Below are 21257 nucleotides of genomic sequence, written 5' to 3' on the forward strand. Positions count from 1 at the left end.
ATACGCTTAATATAGCGAAACGTTTTTATTGCCTCATGGCGAGGCAGGGTGTCATTAAAGTTTCATTATTTTGGTGCAATATAAAGAGCTGACTGCTCAACCTTTATTCATACTTTCTTCTACACCCATTCAGTTACGTATTTAACCGTTTCTTTAGCCGCAGTGCATTGTTCGTTTTTTGAATAGCTATGCTAAAAAAATCATATGCATAATGTCGGTATTGTCGACTTTTTCGCACTTCGCCTGGACGAAAAGATATCTTTGGGCTATGGTAAAAACGTTGTCTGAGGTCATCTCATGAATACCCTGTTTCACATTTGTTCACCGTTAATTCTATGCACATTTTGTGCATTTCATTTTCGTGAACAATATGAGTTTCAGAATTTGTGCGACAGATCGATACACACCGAAAAATGGCTTGCCATTGATTGCGTTGTATGTGATAACACTTTGGGTTAAACGAGGTACAGTTCTGTTTATGTGTGGCATTTTCAGTAAAGAAGTCCTGAGTAAACACGTTGTCGTTGAATACCGCTTCTCTGCCGAGCCTTATATTAGTGCCTCATGCAGTAATGTCTCTGTTTTAGCTAAGTTATGCCTGCGGGCGAAGAAAACAATCTAAGGAATTTTGCAAAATGGCAAAGATTAAAGGTCAAGTTAAGTGGTTCAACGAGTCTAAAGGTTTTGGTTTCATTACTCCTGCTGACGGCAGCAAAGACGTGTTCGTACACTTCTCTGCAATCCAGGGTAATGGCTTCAAAACTCTGGCTGAAGGCCAGAACGTTGAGTTCGAAATCCAGGACGGCCAGAAAGGCCCAGCTGCAGTTAACGTTACTGCTATCTAATTCTGTTGAATTAGACCTGGCGCGAATAACGCCAAATTTTGATGAAAGCCCCGCTCTTGTAGCGGGGCTTTTTCATGTCTGAAAAGTAACCATTCTCTTTCTAAGTGTTTCCAAATATAGACCTCAGTTATGTCTTGTAGCAAAGCAGAGCATCTTGTAGCACAGTTCCAGTCCGGTTGGTTTCAAGATTATGTTTAAATTTTCAATCGCTTAGTGTTTGTTAAGGATTGAATGTGAGAAAAATCGCCCCTGGAATCGTGGGTAACTTTATTCAGTGGCGTTTTGCTTTACTTTGCATCGCTATTTTTATGTGTCTGGTTTTCCTGCTTGGACGGGTTGCGTGGTTGCAAATTATCTCGCCCGATAATCTGGTAAAACAGGAAGACATGCGCTCTTTACGTGAAGAGTCGGTTATTGTGCCACGCGGGATGATAGAAGATCGTAATGGTCGCCCCCTGGCTGTTAGTGTCCCGGTCAAAGCGATTTGGGCTGACCCCAAAACAGTCATGGAAAAAGGCGGGGTGCAGGTTAACGATCGCTGGCAGGCTCTGGCAACCACATTACATCTTTCCCTGGATGATATTGCCGCCCGGATTCGCCGTAACGCTACGGATCGATTTATCTATCTCGCCCGTCAGTTAGATCCTCAGCAAGCCCAATATATCGAAAGCCTAAAATTGCCTGGCATTTCATTGCGCGATGAGTCCCGCCGCTTTTACCCCGCAGGTCATGTCGCGGCAAATTTGCTCGGCTTTACCAATATTGATGACCAGGGTATCGAAGGCATCGAGAAGAGCTTTAATCGCCAACTGACGGGAAAAGCAGGTGAGCGATTAGTTCGCAAAGACCGCCACGGCTACGTGATTGAAAATATCACCGAAACGGCAGCCAATCCGGCTCACAACATTATGCTGAGCATTGATGAGCGCCTGCAAACGGTCACCGAAGATGCGCTGAGTAACGCGGTGTCCTGGAATAAAGCTGAATCGGCGGCGGCGGTTATCATTGATATTAATACCGGTGAAGTGCTTGCGATGGCGAGTTGCCCTACTTTTAACCCGAATAATCGCGATGGCGCAACGCTAAACGATTTCCGTAACCGGGCAATCAGTGACACTTTCGAACCCGGTTCTACCGTCAAACCGATGGTGATTATGACCGCGTTGCAACAGGGCATCGTACAGCCTGACAGCGTAGTGGACACCCATCCGTATACCATCGACGGCCATCGCATCCGCGACGTAGGCTTTTATCCACAATTGACGCTCACGGGCATTTTGCAAAAATCGAGTGATACCGGCGTTTCACGTCTTTCGCTGGCGATGCCTGTTCAAAAACTTCTCGATACTTATAAAAACTTTGGTTTCGGCACACCGACTGGCCTCGGGCTGACAGGTGAAAGCAGCGGACTATTGCCACACCGCAAATTTTGGGGAGAGTTGGATCGCGCCACATTCTCCTTTGGCTATGGTTTGATGGTAACCCCGCTGCAGTTAGCGCATGTTTACGCCACCATTGGCAGCTACGGTATTTCCCGGCCGCTTTCTATCACGCGGGTCGATCCGCCGGTTGTTGGGCAGCGGGTGATGTCTGATGTGATTGCCCACCAGGTTGAACACATGATGGAAAGTGTCGCGCTACCAGGCGGTGGTGGGGTAAAAGCCGCCGTTCGGGGTTATCGCGTTGCGATAAAAACCGGTACGGCCAAGAAAATTGGTGACGACGGAAAATACGTCGATAAATACATCGCTTATACCGCAGGTGTTGCGCCAGCAAGTAACCCGCGCTTTGCGCTGGTGGTGGTGATAAACGATCCAGAAAACGGGGCTTATTACGGCGGAGCCGTTTCTGCCCCCGTATTTAGCCAGATTATGAGTGACGTTCTACGTCTGGAAAATATTGAACCGGATGGTTTGCCGCCGGGCGATAGCAATTTAACTGTGTTAAATAAACCTGTAGGTGATAACTCAGCAGGGTAGTGGCTTTTCGAAATAGCCTATTTAGCGGTACACTTGCGCCCTTTATGATTGCCTGGAGTTCCCATGTCCTACCTTTGCCCGCTTTGTCATGCGCCACTTGCTCCCGAGGGGCGGAGTTTTGTCTGCCCGCAAGGTCACCAGTTTGATAAAGCAAAAGAGGGATATGTGAACTTGCTGCCCGTCCAGCATAAGCGTTCAAAAGATCCGGGTGACAGCACAGAAATGATGCAGGCTCGTCGAGCATTTTTAGATGCTGGCCATTATCAGCCTTTGCGGGATGCGATTTGCCAGATACTGGAGCACGCAGCGCCTGGTGAAATGCTGGATATTGGCTGCGGGGAAGGGTATTACACTGCCGGTTTCGCGCAAATTGCTGAAAAGCAAAACGGTACAACCTGGGGATTGGATGTCGCAAAAGTCGCTATTCGCTATGCCGCTAAGCGTTATCCGCAGGTGCAGTTTTGTGTCGCGTCGAGTCATCGCCTGCCGTTTGCAGATGAAAGCCTGGATGCGGTAGTGCGTATTTTTGCCCCGTGCAAAGCCGAAGAGTTGGCGCGAGTGGTAAAGCCCGGCGGTATTGTGATTACGGCAACACCCGGACCTCGCCATTTAATGCAGCTGAAGGGTTTAATCTATGAAAGCGTCATGCTGCACAGCACGGAGACGGAATCGTTACCAGGATTTGTGGCCGAACAAACGGAGCAAATTGGCTGGCCAATGATGCTGCAGGGCAGTGAAGCTGCCGCACTACTGCAAATGACGCCGTTTGCCTGGCGTGCACGCCCTGAAGTGTGGCAGGGGCTAGCGGCAGAAACGGCCTTCCATTGTGAGACTGATTTTGTAGTTCGCGTCTGGCGACGCGATACCTTAGTTTAAGGTGCTAAAATGGCTGTAAAGAATCTGACAGCCAATCCCAATTAACACCACGCCGCCGAGAATTTCGGCGCGTTTGCCAAGCAGCGGGCCGATAAAACGGCCCAGCATCATACCCAGCGTAGACATGATCATGGTCGCGCAGCCAATAGCCAGAGCGGTTTCAATAATATTCACTTTCAGGAACGCGAGCCCAACACCTACCGCCATGGCATCAAGGCTGGTGGCAATCGCCGTGGTCACTAACAACCAAAAACCGTGCCGTTGAAGCTTCGGCGCTTCTTCGTCATCCGTGCCGCGCACACCCTCATAAACCATTCGGATACCGAGAAACGTTAGCAGGATAAAGGCGACCCAATGGTTCCATTCCAGCACGACCTGGCTTGCCAAAATGCCCAAACACCAGCCAATCAGCGGAGTGAGTGTTTCAATAACGCCAAAGATGAGTCCGGTTCGTAATGCTTCGGAAAACTTAGGTTTATGAAGGGTGGCACCTTTACCGATTGATGCAGCAAAAGCATCCATCGACATGCCAAAAGCGAGAATAAGGGTAGCGGAGAGATTCATGCAAAAACGCCTCAGTTGGGGATATCCATATACACGTCAACCATCCCCAACTTAAATGATGGCTACGTGCCTATGGTCTCGCCTACTCAGTGTTTGAGTCGTACATGCCACGTTCTTCGAACGAGTATGTTGACATGTACATTTTCACTATAGTGAAAATCGGCTACTCCCCAACGACGGGCGCAACCTTAACATATTTTTTGAATATAAAACAATAATTGAAACTATTATTCTTGACATTCAAATGATAACTATTTTCATTTACTTGATTAGGTAAATGATTCGTTAAAATAAGAGCACACTAATTGTGCGAAATAGCATCGGCTATATTTTTAACACTGTTCAAATAATAGAAGAATATAGTCTTTGCTATAAGTTCAACCTATTGATTATTAACCATTAACTTATAAATTCTTTCAAGGTCATCAATGTTTTTAACCCGAATAAGTAAACGTCTTTGTTCTAATTGCATCACCAGCACGCCGTCCTCAGATAAATTCATCTCTTTAATTCGGGAATATAAAATCCAGACATTCGCGAAGAAGAAGCCTTCTGTTTTGAACAACAGTTTAGGCTGGCGAATCCAGGAGATATAAATAGCGAGCAATGCCAGCGCAGATAATAACCAGGTAGTGAGTGGGGTACCGTGAGTGGTGACGTTGTTATAGATGAGGATCGCGACCAGGCCAACAAAGATAGTACTGTCGATACGATTGCGGCGCAGCAGGGTGATTTTTAGCAGGGTTTTACCCTTGAGCTTATCCATGATGAACTCATCGTAAATCGCCCAGGCAAGCAGTAGCACAATAAAAATCAATAAAACAATATCCGTCAACGTCATAACTCTTCCCGTTTATACAATAAAAAAACCGGGGGCAGGCCCCCGGTTGCACTCATAACATCAATTACAGACCCAGCAGGCCGATAGCATAGCCGACAATACCGATAACGAAGAAGCCCATGATGATCCACAGCGCGTTGACTTTCTTACGCAGTAGCCACATACAAGCAAATGTTAACAGCAGCGGCACAAGGCCCGGCATCAACTGATCGAGGATGGTTTGAACGGTGGTCACTTTAACCGCGCCGGTCTGGTCGGTAATCTTCGACACGACCAGCGGTATATTAACGTGCGTCCACTTGTTAACCAGCGCCCCCATGACAAACAGGCCGAGAATTGACGCCCCCTCTGTCAGTTTTTGCAAGAAGCCGCCGCCCATATCTTTAACGATATCGATCCCTTTGCGGTAACCGTAAGCGACGCCGTAGTAGCGCGTCAGCAAACGTACTGCGTTGAACAGAATGAAGAACAGAAGTGGCCCGAGCAGGCTACCGCTCATCGCAATACCCGCACCCAGCGCTGCGAATACCGGACGCACCGTACCCCAGAAGATTGGGTCACCCACACCTGCCAGCGGCCCCATCAAACCGACTTTAATACCGTTAATAGCACCATCGTCGATCTCTGCGCCGTTTGCACGTTGCTCTTCCATCGCAAGGGTAACGCCCAGTACTGGAGCCGCTACATAAGGATGGGTGTTAAAGAATTCCAGGTGACGCTTAATCGCTTGTTTACGCGCATCGTTGTTCTCAGGATACAGGCGTTTGATTGCCGGAATCATGGAGAAGCAGAAGCCCAGCGCTTGCATACGTTCGAAGTTCCATGAACCCTGGAACAGGTTAGAACGCAGGAATACGCCACGAATATCACCTGGGGTGAGTTTCTTCTCGGTAGTCGTTGTTTTGGTGGTATCAACCATTTCGCTCACCTATTAATCTAATTCGTTATCGAGGTCGTTAGCACCGGCAGCAGGCGCTGGAGCACCGGCGGTACGGTTGTATTTCGGGCTCAACTGGATGTACAGAATTGCCATCACAGCACCAATCACACCTAATGCAACCAGGTTGAAGTTGGTGAAAGCCGCGGTAACGAAGCCCAGATAGAAGAATGGCATCAGGTAGCCTGCGCGCATCATGTTGATGACCATCGCATAACCTACTACCACAATCATGCCACCGGCGATGTTCAGACCGCTGGTCACCACTTCAGGAATGGCATTCAGCAGGTTCTGTACTTCGCTGGTACCGACAGAAATCGCGACGATAACGGCAGGAATTGCGATACGCATTGCTTGCAAGAACAGGGAGGAAACGTGAATCCAGGAGAGCGCTGATAGGTTGCCACTTTCGGCCGCCTTATCTGCTGCGTGCTGGAAGCCTACTGTGATGGTACGAACAATAATGGTCAGAACCTGGCCTGCTGCTGCCAGCGGAATGGCGAGCGCGATACCAGAACCAATACCCTGATGCCCGGCGATAACCAGTATGGTCGAGATAATTGACGCAAGGGCCGCATCGGGAGCAACCGCCGCACCGATGTTCATCCAACCCAGGGCGATCATTTCAAGCGTACCACCGATAATAATACCGGTTTTCATGTCACCTAAAACCAGACCAATTAAGGTACAGGCGACGAGCGGACGGTGGAACTGAAATTCATCGAGCACCGACTCCATACCGGCAATACAGGCTACGATAAACACCAGCACAATCTGAAGAGTGGTAATCTCCATTGTACTTCTCCTTAAACGTGTGACTTATGTGTGAAAACTGAGAAACCGTAAGTTAAGCAAATTACATCGGTAATTAGCTTTTCACCTTCGCGATCAGGTCCATCATTTTCAATTTTTGATCGGTTGAAACTTTCCGCGCTTCCAGCTCAATACCGCGCTCGTTCAGTTTCTTAAAGGCTTCAATATCTTTTTCATCGACAGAAATCGCGTTGTTCACCTGGGTTTTTCCCTGGCGGAACGCCATACCACCGATATTGACTGACTTAATATTCACTCCCCCTTCCACAACGCGTTCAACATCGGTTGGGTTAGTGAAAAGCAGCATCACACGGTCGCCTGCGTATTTCGGGTTGTTGTAAACGCGGATCATTTTGGCCACATCAACCACGTGCGCAGTCACCCCAGGAGGAGCAACCTGCGTCAACAGTGTTTTACGCACGGTATCGGCTGCGACTTCATCACTGACCACAATAATGCGAGTGACGTTGGTTTCTTTAGTCCAACGGGTTGCCACCTGGCCATGAATCAAACGGTCATCGATACGAGCCAGACCAATGTTCATGTAATCATTTGGCCCCATTGGTTTCACCGGTGCAGCTGCTTTAGGGGCAGCGGCCACCGCAACGGGAGCAGCTTTTTCAACAGGTTTGGCTTTCAGGGCTTTAACCCCTTCGCGGCCTGTTTCTACTGCCAGTGACACTAACTCATCAAATGAAGGGTTATCATCGCGGGCCATCAGGGTTTCGACCAGCATCGGAATGTTGACCCCGGCTACAACTTCATAATGCTCTTTATCGACGACAATACGGCTAGCCGCATTAAACGGGCTACCGCCCCAGGTATCGACGAGAAACAGCACACCTTTTTCTGTGTTCAGGTTTGCCAGTTGAGCGTTGTACTTCTCGATCAGAGTTTCGGCATTTTCGCCAGGAACGAAATCTATCCAGCCAACGTTTTCTTGTTCGCCCAATAGCATTTCTGCGGTTTTCAGCAATTGTTCTGCTGCCCAGCCATGCGTGCCTATGACAATAGCAATAGTCACTTGCTACCTCCTGTGTTGGTCTTAACCACACCCTTAAATGGGTATTTTGTAGATTATCCGTCTCGTGAAGCGAATCGATTCAGATAACGGTATGAGTAAAGATGTGAAACGTGAGTCGGATTTATTTTAGACAGTGAAAAAATTATTTTATGTGATGAAGATCCGTAATTTAGCTTTGCTACAAACATAATGATTCGTGGTACAAAATATGAACCAGGTCAATGACAGTAAAATTGCAAAATCAGGTAAATCTTTGCAAAAGGGTATTTTGCTCTGATATTGTTTGTTTCTCGTTTAATGACTAAGGAGTAAAGGGCAGTAGCCCACCGTATGGACCGTCACCGACGTCTTTTCAATTTCAGGTCTGAATGTTCAGCCCTTCAAATTGGCGTTTCACGCCCCGTTAACACCACAACTTATCTTTCAGCGTCCGCGCTATGCGGGATGCCGGCTAGTTATTCCCAATGCAGGAGCTTGTCATGGAACTCTTAATGGATCCCCAAATATGGGTGGGTTTACTGACGCTTATTGTGCTGGAAATAGTACTGGGTATTGATAACCTGGTGTTTATTGCCATCCTTGCAGACAAACTTCCGCCAAAACAGCGAGATAAGGCCCGACTTATCGGTTTATCCCTCGCTTTGGTGATGCGACTCGGTTTACTGTCATTAATTTCATGGATGGTGACGCTCACGCAGCCGTTGTTTAGCGTCGCGAATCTGACATTCTCCGGGCGCGATCTCATCATGCTATTTGGTGGCTTGTTCTTGCTGTTTAAGGCAACGACGGAGCTACACGAACGGCTGGAAAACCGCCAGCATGATGACGGACACGGAAAGGGATACGCCAGTTTCTGGGTCGTGGTATTGCAGATTGTGATACTGGATGCGGTATTCTCGCTCGACGCAGTAATTACTGCGGTGGGCATGGTCAACCATCTGCCGGTTATGATGGCTGCGGTTGTCATTGCCATGGGTGTGATGCTTCTTGCGTCTAAGCCGTTGACTAACTTTGTGAACCAGCATCCAACGGTTGTCGTACTGTGTCTGAGCTTCTTGTTGATGATTGGTCTGAGCCTGGTAGCTGAAGGCTTCGGGTTCCATATTCCTAAAGGCTACCTGTACGCCGCTATTGGCTTCTCGATTATTATCGAGTTTTTCAACCAGATAGCGCGTCGCAACTTTATTCGTCATCAGTCCAACGTGCCGTTACGCGCGCGTACCGCTGACGCGATTTTGCGTCTGATGAACGGAAAGCGCCAACAGCCGCGCACCCCAAGCGAAGACAATAAAACGATGACGCCAATTGAAGCGGAATCCTTCGCTGAAGAAGAGCGTTACATGATCAACGGCGTGCTGACCCTGGCTTCCCGTTCGTTGCGTAGCATCATGACGCCACGCGGTGAAATCTCCTGGGTTGATGCGGATAAAACGACGGCTGAAATTCGTGAGCAATTGCTGGAATCTCCGCACAGCCTGTTCCCGGTATGCCGGGGTGAGCTGGACGAAATTATCGGTATTGTGCGTGCAAAAGAGCTGCTGGTGGCCCTGGAAAATAATGGCGATGTCGCCGCAATCGCCGCGCAATCTCCTGCGATAGTGGTTCCAGAAACGTTGGATCCTATTAACCTGCTGGGTGTGCTGCGTAGGGCTCGCGGTAGCTTTGTCATCGTAAACAACGAGTTCGGTGTTGTACAAGGCCTGGTGACGCCCCTGGATGTGCTGGAAGCGATTGCCGGTGAATTCCCGGATGCGGATGAAACGCCTGAAATTGTCCGTGATGGCGACGGTTGGCTGGTGAAAGGCTCCACCGACCTGCACGCGATTCAGCAACATCTCGATATCAACACGCTGGTGAACGATGATGAAGATATTGCCTCGATTGCCGGTTTAGTAATCTCAGTGAATGGTCATATCCCGAAAGTAGGGGATGTGATTGAGTTTGCTCCGCTTCGCATCAAGATTGTTGAAGCCAACGACTACCGCGTAGACTTGGTTCGCGTGGAAAAAGAACGTTCGCAACACGAAGATGAAGAAGAGTAATTAGCGCAGCGGAATGACAGGAATCGGATGGCCGTTATGGCGCGGGGGAGGCATATTATTCCCCCTCAGCCAACGGGGAAATTCGCTCAGTGGCATTGGTCGCGCATATAAATAACCCTGCAATACATTCACACCGTGGCTACGTAGATAGTCTGCCTGCTGCGGTGTTTCAACTCCCTCCGCAACCAAATCAATTCCCAGTCGCTGTGCGAGCGCAATAATAATATCTGTCACCGTTGAGTTCACCGCATCCGTACCAATCGCCGCCGTAAATGACTTATCAATTTTCAGCACGTTGGGATTGAGCGTTTCCAGATAAGCCAGCGAACTCTGGCCGGTGCCAAAATCATCGATAGCCAATTCCACCCCCATACTTTGCAAATCACGCACGACGCGATGATCGACATCCGGCAAAGCATCACGTTCTGTTAACTCAAGGGTAAGTTTTTGAGGCGCATGGGCAGGGAACCAAGAGCGGCGTAAATCAGCAATAATTTCACCCTCATGAAAATGGCTGGCGGCCACATTCAGCCCGATATGGAAATCGCGTGACTTTGGAAATATATCGAGATAACTCACCGTTTCTTCTAGTACGAAGCGGGTTAGGGGGGCTATCAGATTTTGCTGCTCAGCCAGCGGGATAAATACATCAGGGGAGATCCACCCCTGGCGAGGATTGTTCCAGCGCAGCAGCAGCTCCACGCCAACGCACTGCAGATTACGTGCGCTCACCAGAGGCTGGCAGAAAACTTCAAATTCACGCGAGGCTAGTCCAACGTTAATTTCCCATGAAAAGCTCATACGGTTGGCGGTGGCAAGCCAGGTGATATAGCCGATCAACATACTGAGAATCAACGCCAGCGGCAGTTGCGTGGGTAGATTACTTAACGCTAATGCTCCGGGCGAAGGCCCAATCGTCATCACAGAAAAAGCGAATCTCTCAGAGGCGATTTGATGGCTCACCATACCCGCTTCAACGCTAATTTGTTGCAATAATCCTTTGCCATATTCAAGGTGCGAATCAGCGACGTTGAGTACCGCACGCGAAACCCACGGGCGCTCCGGCTCAAGTATCAACCCGGTTAGCAATTCAATATTAATAATCTGCATCACGCCATCGTGGCTACTGTTTGCCGAAGGGATCCAGGAGAGCAGAATCGGTGAGCCTTTAAGCAATGAATGGTCAATCGTCAAGAACAGCAGCGGGAGCGCGGAAGGTAATCGCGGTTGTAGCAAATTAACCGGGACGGCGCGTGAGCCAAAAATACTCGAACAATAAAGAATATCATCTTTAATAAGCCCGATAGATCGCACCGTTTGCAGGCGGGCCGCGTATTCACTCATTTTTAGCTGTGCCGCCTGGCAGGGTATTCCCACCAGAGGAACGATATCTTTATTGGCCTGCTCAAGAGGAATAAGAATGTTTTCGAGGGTGCCGATAACGCGCTGATTAAACGCCAGAACGCGCTGCTCATTAATATTACGCTCAGCGACATAACGCGCGCTAAGGGTCAGGAGCAGTGCCAGAACAGCTAACGCTATACAGACTATTAAACGTCTGCGGCGATAACCTCTTAAAATGCGTTGTGCCGTCTGCATCCGCGATCACCTTGAGTGGAACCACGACCGAAATCGGCACGCGGAACATTCAAAGTGTAGTGGGGGATTGGATTTACGATGAAAAAAATGGCCCTCTTTACGAGGGCCAGAACAGATTAGTCACATTGCACTTTGATGGCCAGGCCACCGCGCGATGTTTCACGGTATTTGGCATTCATGTCTTTGCCCGTTTCGTACATGGTTTCAATCACCTTATCGAGAGAAACGCGCGGCTCGCTGGTGCGGCGCATTGCCATACGTGTGGCGTTGATCGCTTTTACCGATGCAATGGCGTTACGTTCGATACACGGCACCTGAACCTGGCCTGCAACCGGGTCGCAGGTCAAACCGAGGTTATGCTCCATCCCGATTTCAGCGGCAACACAAACCTGCTCTGGGCTTGCGCCTAAAATCTCTGCAAGACCCGCTGCGGCCATAGAACAGGCCACGCCCACTTCGCCCTGACAGCCGACTTCCGCACCAGAAATAGACGCGTTCATTTTATACAGCGCACCGATAGCACCGGACGCCAGGAAATAACGGATATAGGTGTCCGGGCTCACGGATTCGATAAAGTGGTCATAGTAGGCCAACACTGCCGGAACGATCCCGCAGGCACCGTTTGTCGGAGCGGTCACTACACGCCCGCCCGCGGCGTTTTCTTCGTTAACAGCCAGCGCAAACATATTCACCCAATCGACCACATTCATTGGGTCATTGGAAAGTTTATCGCTGGAAACCAGCATACGGCGCAGGGCAGAAGCACGGCGCGGCACACGCAGTGGGCCTGGCAGCACACCTTCAGTGTTCACACCGCGATCGATACAGGCGCGCATGGTTTGCCACACGTTAGCAAAATAGTCTTCGATCTCTTTGCGGCTGTGCAGAGCCAGCTCGTTCTGCATGATGACGCCAGACAGCGACATACCGGTTTCGCGGCAGTGCTGAAGCATTTGTTCGGCAGAATTAAACGAATAAGGCACAACCACTTCGTTCGTCGCTTCTTTACCAAAATGCTCTTCATCGACGATAAAACCCCCGCCGATGGAATAATAGGTTTTGCTGAAGATCTCTTCCGAGCCGTTGTAGGCATGGATGGTCATACCATTTTCATGCAGCGGCAAGTTGTCATTTTGGAAGCGCATTCCGGAATCTTTCGGGAAATCGACTTCATGACGACCCTGCGCAAGCCAGAGACGTTCGCGGGTTTCGACATCGCGAATAAACGCCGGAATAGAGTCAATATCCACATTGTCAGGCTGGTTTCCCGCAAGGCCCATGATAATTGCGATATCGGTATGGTGCCCTTTACCTGTCAGAGACAGGGAACCGTAAACATCAACACCAATGCGTGTCGTAGTTTCCAGTAATCCTTTTTCGAGCAGGGAGTCGACGAACAACTTACCGGCCTTCATCGGGCCGACGGTATGGGAACTGGATGGCCCAATGCCGACTTTGAACATGTCGAATATGCTAATCACACTTAAACTCCTTTCAGGACACCGGGTAAATAAAATTTGCTGCTGCAAAATCGCAGTTGGCTAGTTTAAAAATTTATTGCTCACCGTAGTAAACTATTCACATGAATTAAACTAATGCTTAACTTTAGCTACTCTAATAGCAGCCAAACTACGGCGAAACACTCTGCTAAATATAGCCGATTTAGCAGAATTAAAGAGTGATCACGGTTCCACCCCAATCTGTAAAGCCAACTCCCGGATGATTCCTGCGGTCATACCCCAGACAAAATAGTGCTGATACCAGGAAAGCCAGACGCGATGGGCATTTCCCCGGCGGTGAATATCCAGGGGATGATAACGACCCAGGGTGAGCGCTTCCATCAATGGCATTTCGAATACCGCAGCCACTTCGTCTTCACTGGCCTGATAGGGTAAATCAGGAGGAATGATGCCCACCACAGGTGTCACCTGAAATCCCGTAACGCTGTCCACGGGCGGCAGGGTGCCGATAACTTCCACACTGTCGGGAGAAATAGCAACTTCTTCCCAGGCTTCCCGCAGCGCTGCCGCGATCGGCGATTTATCAGTGTCATCAACTGCCCCGCCAGGAAACGCGACTTGCCCCGCATGTTTACGCAACATCGCCGAGCGCTGGGTCAGTAACAAGCCAGGCTGCGGGCGGCGCACAATAGGGATCAAAACCGCCGCCTGTCGTTTATTGCCGCTCATCCGGGCGGCAGGTGGCTGCATCAGTTGAAATCGCGATAAAAATTCGTTCATGGTCAGGGACAAACCAGACATCTCATCAACTCTCTAGTTGCGGCAGAATACGGTTAACTTTATCAAAAGTTTCCTGATATTCCGCAGATTCAAGACTATCGGCCACAATGCCGCCGCCAGCCGAGCAATATAATTTTCCGCCTTCAGCGGTGAGCGTTCTGATAGTAATGCTGGTGTCCATATTGCCGCAGAAGCTCAGATAACCAATGCTGCCGCACCAGGCGTTGCGCCGCTGCGGCTCAAGTTCTTCGATAATTTCCATAGCCCGAACTTTCGGCGCGCCGGTAATGGAACCGCCGGGGAAGCTGGCGCGCAGTAAATCGGTGGCCTGCAAATCTTGCGGTAATTGCGCGGTGATGGTGCTGACCAGGTGATGCACGGCAGGAAACGGTTCGACGACAAACAGCTCCGGCACTTTTACACTGCCAGGTACCGCGACGCGGCCAATATCATTGCGCAGCAAATCGACGATCATCAGGTTTTCGGCGCGATCTTTCGCTGAGTTCGCCAGCTTTTCAGCCTGCTGTGCATCGGCAATCGGGTCTTGCAGGCGCGGCAATGTGCCTTTTATCGGGCGCGTCTGGATATTTTTGCCTTCGAGCAAAATAAAACGCTCGGGTGACAGACTCAGGATGGCACTTTCAGGTAGGCGAATAAACGCGCTGAACGGCGCACTGTTTGCTGCGTTCAGGCGCTCGAACGCTTGCCACTCATCGCCTTCGTAACTGGTGGTAAAACGTTGCGCGAGGTTAACCTGGTAGCAATCGCCACTGATGAGATATTCCTGTACCTGACGGAATTTAAGTCCATACTGCTCGCGGGTCATATTGGACTGCCATTCGCTCGTCAGGCGAAACGGCTCAACATCCGGTGCTGACTGGCCTTCAAGCCAGGCAAGTCGCTGCGAAATATCTCCCCAGCAAAGCAGCGTGAGCTTTTTATGATGGTGGTCGGCAATCAACGCCCAGTCATAAATGCCAATCGCCATATCAGGCGTCGTGAGATCGGCCTGGGCATGCTCAGGTAATTTTTCGAAGTGACGGCCTAAATCATAACCAAATAACCCCAGCGCGCCGCCTAAAAAGGGGAGATCCGGATGCGTGGCTGGCTGATAGCCAAAATGGTCCAGCGTTTGCTGAAGCAAATGTAGCGGATCGTCACGGTGCGTTTGGTTTTCGCCATCTACCCAGAGGGTGGTTTCAGCGCCACGGGTCACTAATGTTGCGCGTGGCTCGGCCACCAGAATATCAAAACGGTTATGGGGATGATCGGCGAAACCCGAATGCAGCAGCATGGCCCAGGGTTGCTGCGCGAGCGCTTTAAAAGTGTGTTGAACAGCATTCGGATGCCACGGCAAAGTTCGAAAAGTTAGAGTGTGCAACGTCGTAAACCACAACTAAAAAAGAGACAGATCATCCTGCTATGCCGGGGAATCCTCTGGAAACCCTGAAAGCAGCGTGAAATAATTAACCCAGGCAATGTAACAGGAGTCGAAAATGATTTCAGGATTACCCGCATTATCCCACGAGCAGCAGCAAAAAGCAGTCGAACGTATTCAGGAACTCATGACTCAGGGCATGAGCAGCGGTGAAGCCATTGCGCTGGTGGCCGCAGAAATTCGCGCCAACCATACCGGTGAAATGGTCGCCGTCCGCTTTGAGGACGACGACGAAGGCAACGCCGAAAGCGAAGACAATAACGAAGCAGACAAAGAAGAAAGATACGTAGACCGCTACGAAGAAAACGACGACGAGTAACGTAAGTTCACGTCTGCGTTGCTTTACACGGCCGCAATAATCTTAATTTCTACTTTAAAGCGCGGGTTCATCAATTTTGCCTGCACGGTACAACGTACCGGCGCATGACCCGCGACAACCCACTCATCCCAGGCTTTATTCATCGCAGCAAAGTCGGCGCTTTCCGGCAGGAAAATGGTGGCGTCGAGAATGTTACGCTTATCGCTGCCCTGTTCCTGTAACACCGCGTCAATCTGCGCAAGTGTGTTTGCGGTTTGCTCATAGGCATTCGCATCCAGCTTTTCTGGCACACCGGTGTAGTAAAGCGTGTGGTTATGAATCACCGCGTCAGACCAACGTGCTTCCGGTTTTATACGCACAATACTCATCACTGTTTCCTTTTCAGTTTATTCATAAAGCGCTACAGCCTGACACAATCCGCAGGCGGCTTCCACTGGCTTAACCTCGCTCAGACTGACATAATCACTGGTATTAAACCCAGGGGGTAATGTGACAGACGATTTTGCAGCAGACGGCCAACTCGCCACGGCGATAAAGGGTTTTAAACCGCGTGAACCGCAACGCCAGATGGCGCAAGCCGTCAGCAAAGCTATCTCCACCGGACGTGAGCTGGTGGTTGAAGCGGGCACCGGTACCGGTAAAACCTATGCGTACCTAGCTCCGGCGCTGCGTTCAGGCAAAAAAGTCATTATCTCAACCGGGTCAAAAGCGTTACAGGATCAGCTCTTTTCCCGCGATTTACCGACGGTGGCGCAGGCGCTCGATTTTAAAGGGCGGCTGGCGCTGCTTAAAGGGCGGTCTAACTATTTGTGCCTGGAACGTCTGGAGCAACAGGCCCTGGCGGGCGGCGACCTGCAAGTTCAGACGCTAAGCGATATCGTCAAACTGCGTGGCTGGGCGATTGAAACGGTCGACGGGGACATCAGCACCTGTGTAAGCGTTGCTGAAGACTCTCCCGTCTGGCCGATGGTGACCAGCACCAACGATAACTGCCTTGGGCAAGATTGCCCGCTCTACAAAGACTGTTTCGTGGTGAAAGCGCGTAAAAAAGCCATGGATTCCGACGTGGTAGTGGTGAACCATCACCTCTTTCTGGCCGATATGGTGGTGAAAGAGGGCGGCTTTGGCGAGCTGATTCCCGAGGCAGAAGTGATGATTTTCGATGAAGCGCACCAAATCCCTGACATCGCCAGCCAATATTTCGGCCAGTCTGTTTCCAGCCGCCAGTTGCTGGATATCGCCAAAGATATTTCCATCGCCTATCGCACCGAAGTGCGCGACGCCCAGCAACTCCAAAAAAGCGCTGACCGCCTGGCACAAAGCACGCAGGATTTCCGTTTGCAAATGGGTGACCCTGGCTATCGCGGAAATCTGCGAGAGTTACTGGCTGAACCCTCTATCCAGCGGGCATTGCTGCTGCTTGATGACGCGCTTGAGCTTTGTTATGACGTGGCCAAACTGTCTCTTGGCCGCTCGGCCTTACTGGACGCCGCCTTTGAGCGCACGGTTATTTTGCGCGGGCGAATTAAGCGCCTGAAAGACGTTGATACCCCCGGCTATAGCTACTGGTATGAGTGCAATTCGCGCAACTTCACGCTGGCGCTAACGCCGTTGTCGGTTGCCGATAAATTCCAGGAAGTGATTAACCAGAAAGCCGGAACCTGGATCTTCACCTCGGCAACGCTTTCTGTAAACGACCAACTCAGCCACTTCACCGAACGTTTGGGCATTGCTAATGCCGAAACGTTACTGTTAGCGAGCCCGTTTGATTACGCAAGCCAGGCGCTGTTGTGTGTGCCGCGCGGTTTGCCAACGCCGAACCAACCTGCGGCGGGCAGGCACCTGGCAAAAATGCTCAAACCGCTGATTGAAGCGAACAACGGTCGCTGCTTTATGTTATGTACTTCCCATTCAATGATGCGCGATTTAGCCGAGCAGTTTCGCGCCACCATGACACTACCCGTTTTGCTGCAAGGCGAAACCAGTAAAGGCCAACTGCTCCAGCAATTTGTGGATGCGGGTAACGCGCTACTGGTCGCAACCAGTAGTTTTTGGGAAGGGGTCGACGTGCGCGGCGACACACTTTCGCTGGTGATTATCGACAAACTGCCGTTCACCTCTCCGGACGATCCTTTGCTGAAAGCGCGCATGGAAGATTGCCGCCTGCGCGGGGGCGATCCGTTTGAAGACGTGCAGCTTCCTGAAGCCGTCATCACATTGAAACAGGGCGTAGGGCGCTTAATTCGTGACGTTGATGACCGGGGCGTTTTAGTGATTTGTGATAATCGCCTGGTGATGCGCCCCTATGGTGCTGTATTCCTCAACAGCCTACCGCCGACCCCGCGTACCCGGGATATAAATCGGGCAGTTGAATTTCTTAACCACCGTGCGGCGCAGTAATTTGTGCCAGGCTATGGTATGATGCGCGCCGATTTTTGACCCTATTTTCCCGCCAGAGGTTGGCAACGCCATGCGAATTTTAGCCATTGATACCGCGACAGAAGCTTGTTCAGTTGCTCTGTACAATGAAGGGGCATCCTGTGCCCATTTCGAACTCTGCCCACGTGAACATACTCAACGTATTCTGCCGCTGGTGCGCGACATCCTGAACGAAGGGGGCGTTGCGCTTAACCAATTGAACGCCCTCGCTTACGGGCGGGGTCCGGGGAGTTTTACTGGCGTACGCATTGGCATTGGTATCGCCCAGGGCCTGGCTTTAGGTGCAGAACTGCCTATGATCGGCGTTTCAACGCTTGCCACGATGGCGCAAGGCGCATGGCGTATGACCGGTGCAACACGTGTGCTGGCTGCCATCGACGCGCGCATGGGCGAAGTGTATTGGGCTGAATATCAGCGTGATGAGCATGGCGTCTGGCATGGCGAAGAAACTGAAGCAGTGTTAAAGCCGGAAGCGGTTGCTGAACGGTTGAAACAACTCCAGGGCGAATGGGCTACAGTCGGCACTGGCTGGCAGGCCTGGCCTGATATGGCGCAGGGCAGTGAACTGGTCATTTGTGATGGCGCGGTTTCTCTTCCTGCGGCTGAAGATATGCTGCCTCTGGCGATTCAGGCTCTGAATGCCGGGCGTACGGTCGCGGTTGAACACGCCGAGCCGGTTTATCTGCGTAATGAAGTGACATGGAAGAAACTTCCTGGCAGAGAGTAGTTCTAACGTTTTCGTGAAGCGAAACTGCGTTAAGGAGAAAGGATATGGCTGGTCTACATGTCAGGATTGTTACCCAATTACTCGCAACCGCGGCGGTCGTTTTGCTCAGCGGCTGTGTCAGCATCCCTGATGCCATCAAAGGCACCAGCGCCATGCCTCAACAAGATTTAGCGCGAGTGATGAATGCACCGCAGCTTTACGTCGGGCAGGAAGCTCGTTTCGGCGGGCGAGTGGTGAATATCGATAATCGACAAGGTAAAACCCGTCTTGAGATTGCTACCGTTAATCTCGATGAAGGCGCGCGCCCGCAACTGGGTGAACCTTCCAGAGGGCGAATTTACGCTGATGTAAACGGCTTCCTTGACCCGGTGGATTTCCGTGGCCAACTGATTACCGTGGTTGGGCCTATCACCGGCGTGGTTGAGGGGAAAGTCGGCGAGACGGCATACAAGTTTATGGTTATGCAGGTGAATGGCTATAAACGCTGGCGCATCACGCAACAAGTTGTGATGCCGCCGCAACCGATTGACCCGTGGTTCTGGGGCGGGCCGTATCCTTATCGTGGTCGTTACGGCTACGGCGGGATGTGGGGCGGTGGATGGTACAATCCAGGCCCAGCTCAGGTGCAGACTATCGTAACTGAGTAACTGTTTGTTTTGCTGAATTTAATAGGCAGCGGCTCACCCGCTGCCTATTCATTTTCAAAATGGAATAAAAATAATTAGTGATGTGCTTCGCAACCTTAAATCAGTCTAATTAATAAACTGGTACGCTGAGTTAATATTATGTTAACGATGTGTTTATGTATTGGGGTTGTGATGACGACGAATAATAAATTCAGAGGTGGATCCTTGAAGAAGGTTTGGCTTAACCGCTACCCAGCCGATGTTGCGGCTGAGATAAATCCTGACCGTTATCAGTCCCTGGTTGATATGTTTGAGCAGGCAACGGCGCGCTATGCCGATCAGCCTGCATTCATGAACATGGGCGAAGTTATGACGTTCCGCAAACTGGAAGAGCGGAGCCGTGCGTTTGCTGCCTATTTGCAACAAGGTCTTGGGCTGCAAAAGGGCGATCGCGTTGCGTTAATGATGCCAAACCTGTTGCAGTACCCTGTTGCGCTGTTTGGTATTCTGCGTGCAGGCATGGTGGTGGTAAACGTCAACCCGCTTTACACCCCGCGCGAGCTTGAACATCAGCTCAATGATAGCGGTGCCAGCGCAATTGTGATTGTTTCAAACTTTGCGCATACCCTGGAAAAAGTGGTCGATAAAACCCAGGTTAAGCACGTTATTTTGACGCGCATGGGCGATCAGCTCTCTGCGGCAAAAGGCACGATAGTTAACTTCGTGGTTAAGTACGTTAAACGCCTGGTGCCAAAATACCATCTGCCTGACGCCATCTCTTTTCGTAGCGCCTTGCAACACGGCTATCGCCTGCAATACATCAAGCCTGAAATTCTCAATGCCGATCTCGCTTTCTTGCAATACACCGGCGGGACGACGGGCGTGGCAAAAGGGGCGATGCTGACCCACCGCAACATGCTGGCAAACCTTGAACAAGTCAGAGCCGCTTACAGTCCGCTGCTGTTTGAACGCAAAGAGCTGGTGGTCACCGCGTTACCGCTTTACCACATCTTTGCGTTGACCATGAATTGCCTGCTGTTTATTGAGCTGGGCGGGCAGAACCTGCTCATCACCAACCCGCGTGACATTCCAGGGCTGGTTAAAGAGCTGGCTAAATATCCGTTTACCGCGATGACGGGCGTAAACACGCTCTTCAATGCGCTACTCAACAATAAAGAATTCCAGCAGCTCGATTTCTCCAGCCTGCACCTTTCCGCTGGCGGTGGGATGCCGGTGCAGCACGTTGTAGCGGAGCGCTGGGAAAAACTCACCGGGCGCTTCCTGCTGGAAGGTTATGGCCTGACCGAGTGCGCGCCGCTGGTGAGCGCAAATCCGCATGATATGGATTATCACAGCGGCAGTATCGGCCTGCCGGTACCCTCTACCGAAGTGAAGCTGATTGATGACGAAGGCGAAGAAGTGCCTCCGGGTGAACCGGGCGAACTGTGCGTAAAAGGCCCGCAGGTGATGCTCGGCTACTGGCAGCGCCCGGATGCTACCGATGAAATTCTGCAGGACGGCTGGCTGCGAACCGGTGATATTGCGGTTATGGACGATGAAGGTTTTATGCGTATCGTCGATCGCAAAAAAGATATGATTCTGGTTTCCGGCTTTAACGTTTACCCGAACGAAATCGAAGACGTGGTGATGCAGCATAGTGGCGTGCTTGAAGTTGCAGCCGTTGGTGTGCCGGGCGGTGCTTCCGGAGAAACGGTTAAAATCTTCGTGGTGAAGAAAGATCCGGCGCTAACTGAAGAAGCGTTGATTGTTTTCTGTCGCCGCCATCTGACGGGTTACAAGGTGCCGAAGCTGGTGGAGTTTCGCGAAGAGCTACCAAAATCAAACGTTGGCAAAATATTACGACGAGAACTACGTGACGAATCGGCCAGTAAAGGCAACAATAACGCCTGAGCTCCGAGTCAGTCGCCCTAACGCCGGTTCTGCCGGC

General features: G+C 50.8%; 19 protein-coding genes, 1 pseudogene and 1 riboswitch. Of the genes and pseudogenes, 10 read left to right on the forward strand and 10 right to left on the reverse strand.

The genetic code is table 11. From position 1 onward, the window contains the following. Positions 1-478: 478 nt before the first annotated feature. From AB1E22_RS18755 to rlmA, 4 genes are all read left to right on the forward strand, one after another. The gene (locus AB1E22_RS18755; RefSeq protein ID WP_072009398.1) at positions 479-622 is read left to right on the forward strand and encodes a DUF2627 domain-containing protein; all 144 of its coding nucleotides are present in this window, start codon (positions 479-481) and stop codon (positions 620-622) included. Positions 623-635: 13 nt separating this feature from the next. Then, entirely contained in the window at positions 636-845 is a 210-nt protein-coding gene (cspE, locus tag AB1E22_RS18760; protein ID WP_001062678.1) for a transcription antiterminator/RNA stability regulator CspE, read from the forward strand. 233 nt (positions 846-1078) lie between these two features. Further along, a complete protein-coding gene (ftsI, locus tag AB1E22_RS18765; protein WP_367596737.1) occupies positions 1079-2824 on the forward strand; it encodes a peptidoglycan glycosyltransferase FtsI in 1746 nt (581 codons plus the stop codon). A 63-nt stretch (positions 2825-2887) separates the two neighbouring features. Beyond that, the gene (rlmA, locus tag AB1E22_RS18770; protein WP_367596738.1) at positions 2888-3700 is read left to right on the forward strand and encodes a 23S rRNA (guanine(745)-N(1))-methyltransferase; all 813 of its coding nucleotides are present in this window, start codon (positions 2888-2890) and stop codon (positions 3698-3700) included. Here the strand turns inward: rlmA and mntP are convergent. The 5 genes from mntP to manX form a co-directional block, all read right to left on the reverse strand. Further along, the gene (gene mntP, locus AB1E22_RS18775; protein WP_367596739.1) at positions 3692-4264 is read right to left on the reverse strand and encodes a manganese efflux pump MntP; all 573 of its coding nucleotides are present in this window, start codon (positions 4262-4264) and stop codon (positions 3692-3694) included. The genes rlmA and mntP overlap by 9 nt on opposite strands. Before the next feature lie 13 nt (positions 4265-4277). After that, positions 4278-4448: riboswitch (yybP-ykoY riboswitch) on the reverse strand. A 198-nt stretch (positions 4449-4646) separates the two neighbouring features. Then, the gene (locus tag AB1E22_RS18780; protein WP_367596740.1) at positions 4647-5105 is read right to left on the reverse strand and encodes a DUF986 family protein; all 459 of its coding nucleotides are present in this window, start codon (positions 5103-5105) and stop codon (positions 4647-4649) included. Positions 5106-5169: 64 nt separating this feature from the next. Beyond that, the gene (locus AB1E22_RS18785; protein ID WP_034495941.1) at positions 5170-6024 is read right to left on the reverse strand and encodes a PTS mannose transporter subunit IID; all 855 of its coding nucleotides are present in this window, start codon (positions 6022-6024) and stop codon (positions 5170-5172) included. A gap of 12 nt (positions 6025-6036) precedes the next feature. Beyond that, entirely contained in the window at positions 6037-6837 is an 801-nt protein-coding gene (locus AB1E22_RS18790) for a PTS mannose/fructose/sorbose transporter subunit IIC (RefSeq protein WP_367596741.1), read from the reverse strand. Positions 6838-6910: 73 nt separating this feature from the next. Then, a complete protein-coding gene (gene manX / locus AB1E22_RS18795) occupies positions 6911-7879 on the reverse strand; it encodes a PTS mannose transporter subunit IIAB (RefSeq protein WP_367596742.1) in 969 nt (322 codons plus the stop codon). A gap of 479 nt (positions 7880-8358) precedes the next feature. Here manX and yoaE point away from each other — a divergent pair, with 479 nt between their 5' ends. Then, the gene (yoaE, locus tag AB1E22_RS18800; protein ID WP_367596743.1) at positions 8359-9921 is read left to right on the forward strand and encodes a CNNM family cation transport protein YoaE; all 1563 of its coding nucleotides are present in this window, start codon (positions 8359-8361) and stop codon (positions 9919-9921) included. Here yoaE and AB1E22_RS18805 read toward each other — a convergent pair whose 3' ends face one another. From AB1E22_RS18805 to pabB, 4 genes are all read right to left on the reverse strand, one after another. Next, positions 9922-11520: an EAL domain-containing protein gene (locus AB1E22_RS18805; RefSeq protein WP_367596744.1), complete on the reverse strand. Its 1599-nt coding sequence runs from the start codon at positions 11518-11520 to the stop codon at positions 9922-9924. Positions 11521-11636: 116 nt separating this feature from the next. Further along, entirely contained in the window at positions 11637-13001 is a 1365-nt protein-coding gene (gene sdaA / locus AB1E22_RS18810) for an L-serine ammonia-lyase (protein WP_367596745.1), read from the reverse strand. A 201-nt stretch (positions 13002-13202) separates the two neighbouring features. Then, positions 13203-13781 (reverse strand): CoA pyrophosphatase, encoded by a 579-nt coding sequence (locus AB1E22_RS18815; RefSeq protein ID WP_367596746.1) that lies wholly within the window; start codon positions 13779-13781, stop codon positions 13203-13205. A 4-nt stretch (positions 13782-13785) separates the two neighbouring features. Next, positions 13786-15141, reverse strand: coding sequence for an aminodeoxychorismate synthase component 1 (pabB, locus tag AB1E22_RS18820; RefSeq protein WP_367596747.1), 1356 nt, complete (start codon positions 15139-15141; stop codon positions 13786-13788). Positions 15142-15256: 115 nt separating this feature from the next. On the opposite strand from pabB, the pseudogene AB1E22_RS18825 reads away from it, so the two are divergent. Continuing rightward, a pseudogene (locus AB1E22_RS18825) lies at positions 15257-15433 on the forward strand (YoaH family protein); the annotation flags it as partial. Between the two features lie 107 nt (positions 15434-15540). On the opposite strand, the gene AB1E22_RS18830 reads toward AB1E22_RS18825, so the two are convergent. Further along, complete coding sequence (locus tag AB1E22_RS18830) at positions 15541-15885, reverse strand: RidA family protein (protein WP_367596748.1); 345 nt, start codon at positions 15883-15885, stop codon at positions 15541-15543. Between the two features lie 121 nt (positions 15886-16006). Here AB1E22_RS18830 and AB1E22_RS18835 point away from each other — a divergent pair, with 121 nt between their 5' ends. From AB1E22_RS18835 to fadD, 4 genes are all read left to right on the forward strand, one after another. Beyond that, positions 16007-17917, forward strand: coding sequence for an ATP-dependent DNA helicase (locus AB1E22_RS18835; protein ID WP_367596749.1), 1911 nt, complete (start codon positions 16007-16009; stop codon positions 17915-17917). Between the two features lie 70 nt (positions 17918-17987). After that, positions 17988-18683, forward strand: coding sequence for a tRNA (adenosine(37)-N6)-threonylcarbamoyltransferase complex dimerization subunit type 1 TsaB (gene tsaB / locus AB1E22_RS18840; RefSeq protein ID WP_367596750.1), 696 nt, complete (start codon positions 17988-17990; stop codon positions 18681-18683). Positions 18684-18727: 44 nt separating this feature from the next. Further along, positions 18728-19330 carry a Slp family lipoprotein gene (locus tag AB1E22_RS18845; protein ID WP_367596751.1) on the forward strand — a complete coding sequence of 201 codons (603 nt, stop codon included), beginning with the start codon at positions 18728-18730 and terminating at the stop codon, positions 19328-19330. A 204-nt stretch (positions 19331-19534) separates the two neighbouring features. Beyond that, on the forward strand, positions 19535-21220 hold the full coding sequence (gene fadD, locus AB1E22_RS18850; RefSeq protein ID WP_367596752.1) for a long-chain-fatty-acid--CoA ligase FadD: 1686 nt from the start codon (positions 19535-19537) through the stop codon (positions 21218-21220). Positions 21221-21257 lie beyond the last annotated feature (37 nt).

The sequence above is a fragment of the Buttiauxella gaviniae genome, from assembly GCF_040786275.1.
Classification (GTDB): domain Bacteria; phylum Pseudomonadota; class Gammaproteobacteria; order Enterobacterales; family Enterobacteriaceae; genus Buttiauxella; species Buttiauxella gaviniae_A.

Coding starts and splice junctions, on each gene's coding strand:
- AB1E22_RS18755 (WP_072009398.1), top strand. CDS start 479: ATGTGTGGCATTTTCAGTAAAGAAGTCCTGAGTAAACACGTTGTCGTT.
- cspE (WP_001062678.1), top strand. CDS start 636: ATGGCAAAGATTAAAGGTCAAGTTAAGTGGTTCAACGAGTCTAAAGGT.
- rlmA (WP_367596738.1), top strand. CDS start 2,888: ATGTCCTACCTTTGCCCGCTTTGTCATGCGCCACTTGCTCCCGAGGGG.
- mntP (WP_367596739.1), bottom strand. CDS start 4,264: ATGAATCTCTCCGCTACCCTTATTCTCGCTTTTGGCATGTCGATGGAT.
- AB1E22_RS18780 (WP_367596740.1), bottom strand. CDS start 5,105: ATGACGTTGACGGATATTGTTTTATTGATTTTTATTGTGCTACTGCTT.
- AB1E22_RS18785 (WP_034495941.1), bottom strand. CDS start 6,024: ATGGTTGATACCACCAAAACAACGACTACCGAGAAGAAACTCACCCCA.
- AB1E22_RS18790 (WP_367596741.1), bottom strand. CDS start 6,837: ATGGAGATTACCACTCTTCAGATTGTGCTGGTGTTTATCGTAGCCTGT.
- yoaE (WP_367596743.1), top strand. CDS start 8,359: ATGGAACTCTTAATGGATCCCCAAATATGGGTGGGTTTACTGACGCTT.
- AB1E22_RS18805 (WP_367596744.1), bottom strand. CDS start 11,520: ATGCAGACGGCACAACGCATTTTAAGAGGTTATCGCCGCAGACGTTTA.
- AB1E22_RS18815 (WP_367596746.1), bottom strand. CDS start 13,781: ATGTCTGGTTTGTCCCTGACCATGAACGAATTTTTATCGCGATTTCAA.
- AB1E22_RS18830 (WP_367596748.1), bottom strand. CDS start 15,885: ATGAGTATTGTGCGTATAAAACCGGAAGCACGTTGGTCTGACGCGGTG.
- tsaB (WP_367596750.1), top strand. CDS start 17,988: ATGCGAATTTTAGCCATTGATACCGCGACAGAAGCTTGTTCAGTTGCT.
- AB1E22_RS18845 (WP_367596751.1), top strand. CDS start 18,728: ATGGCTGGTCTACATGTCAGGATTGTTACCCAATTACTCGCAACCGCG.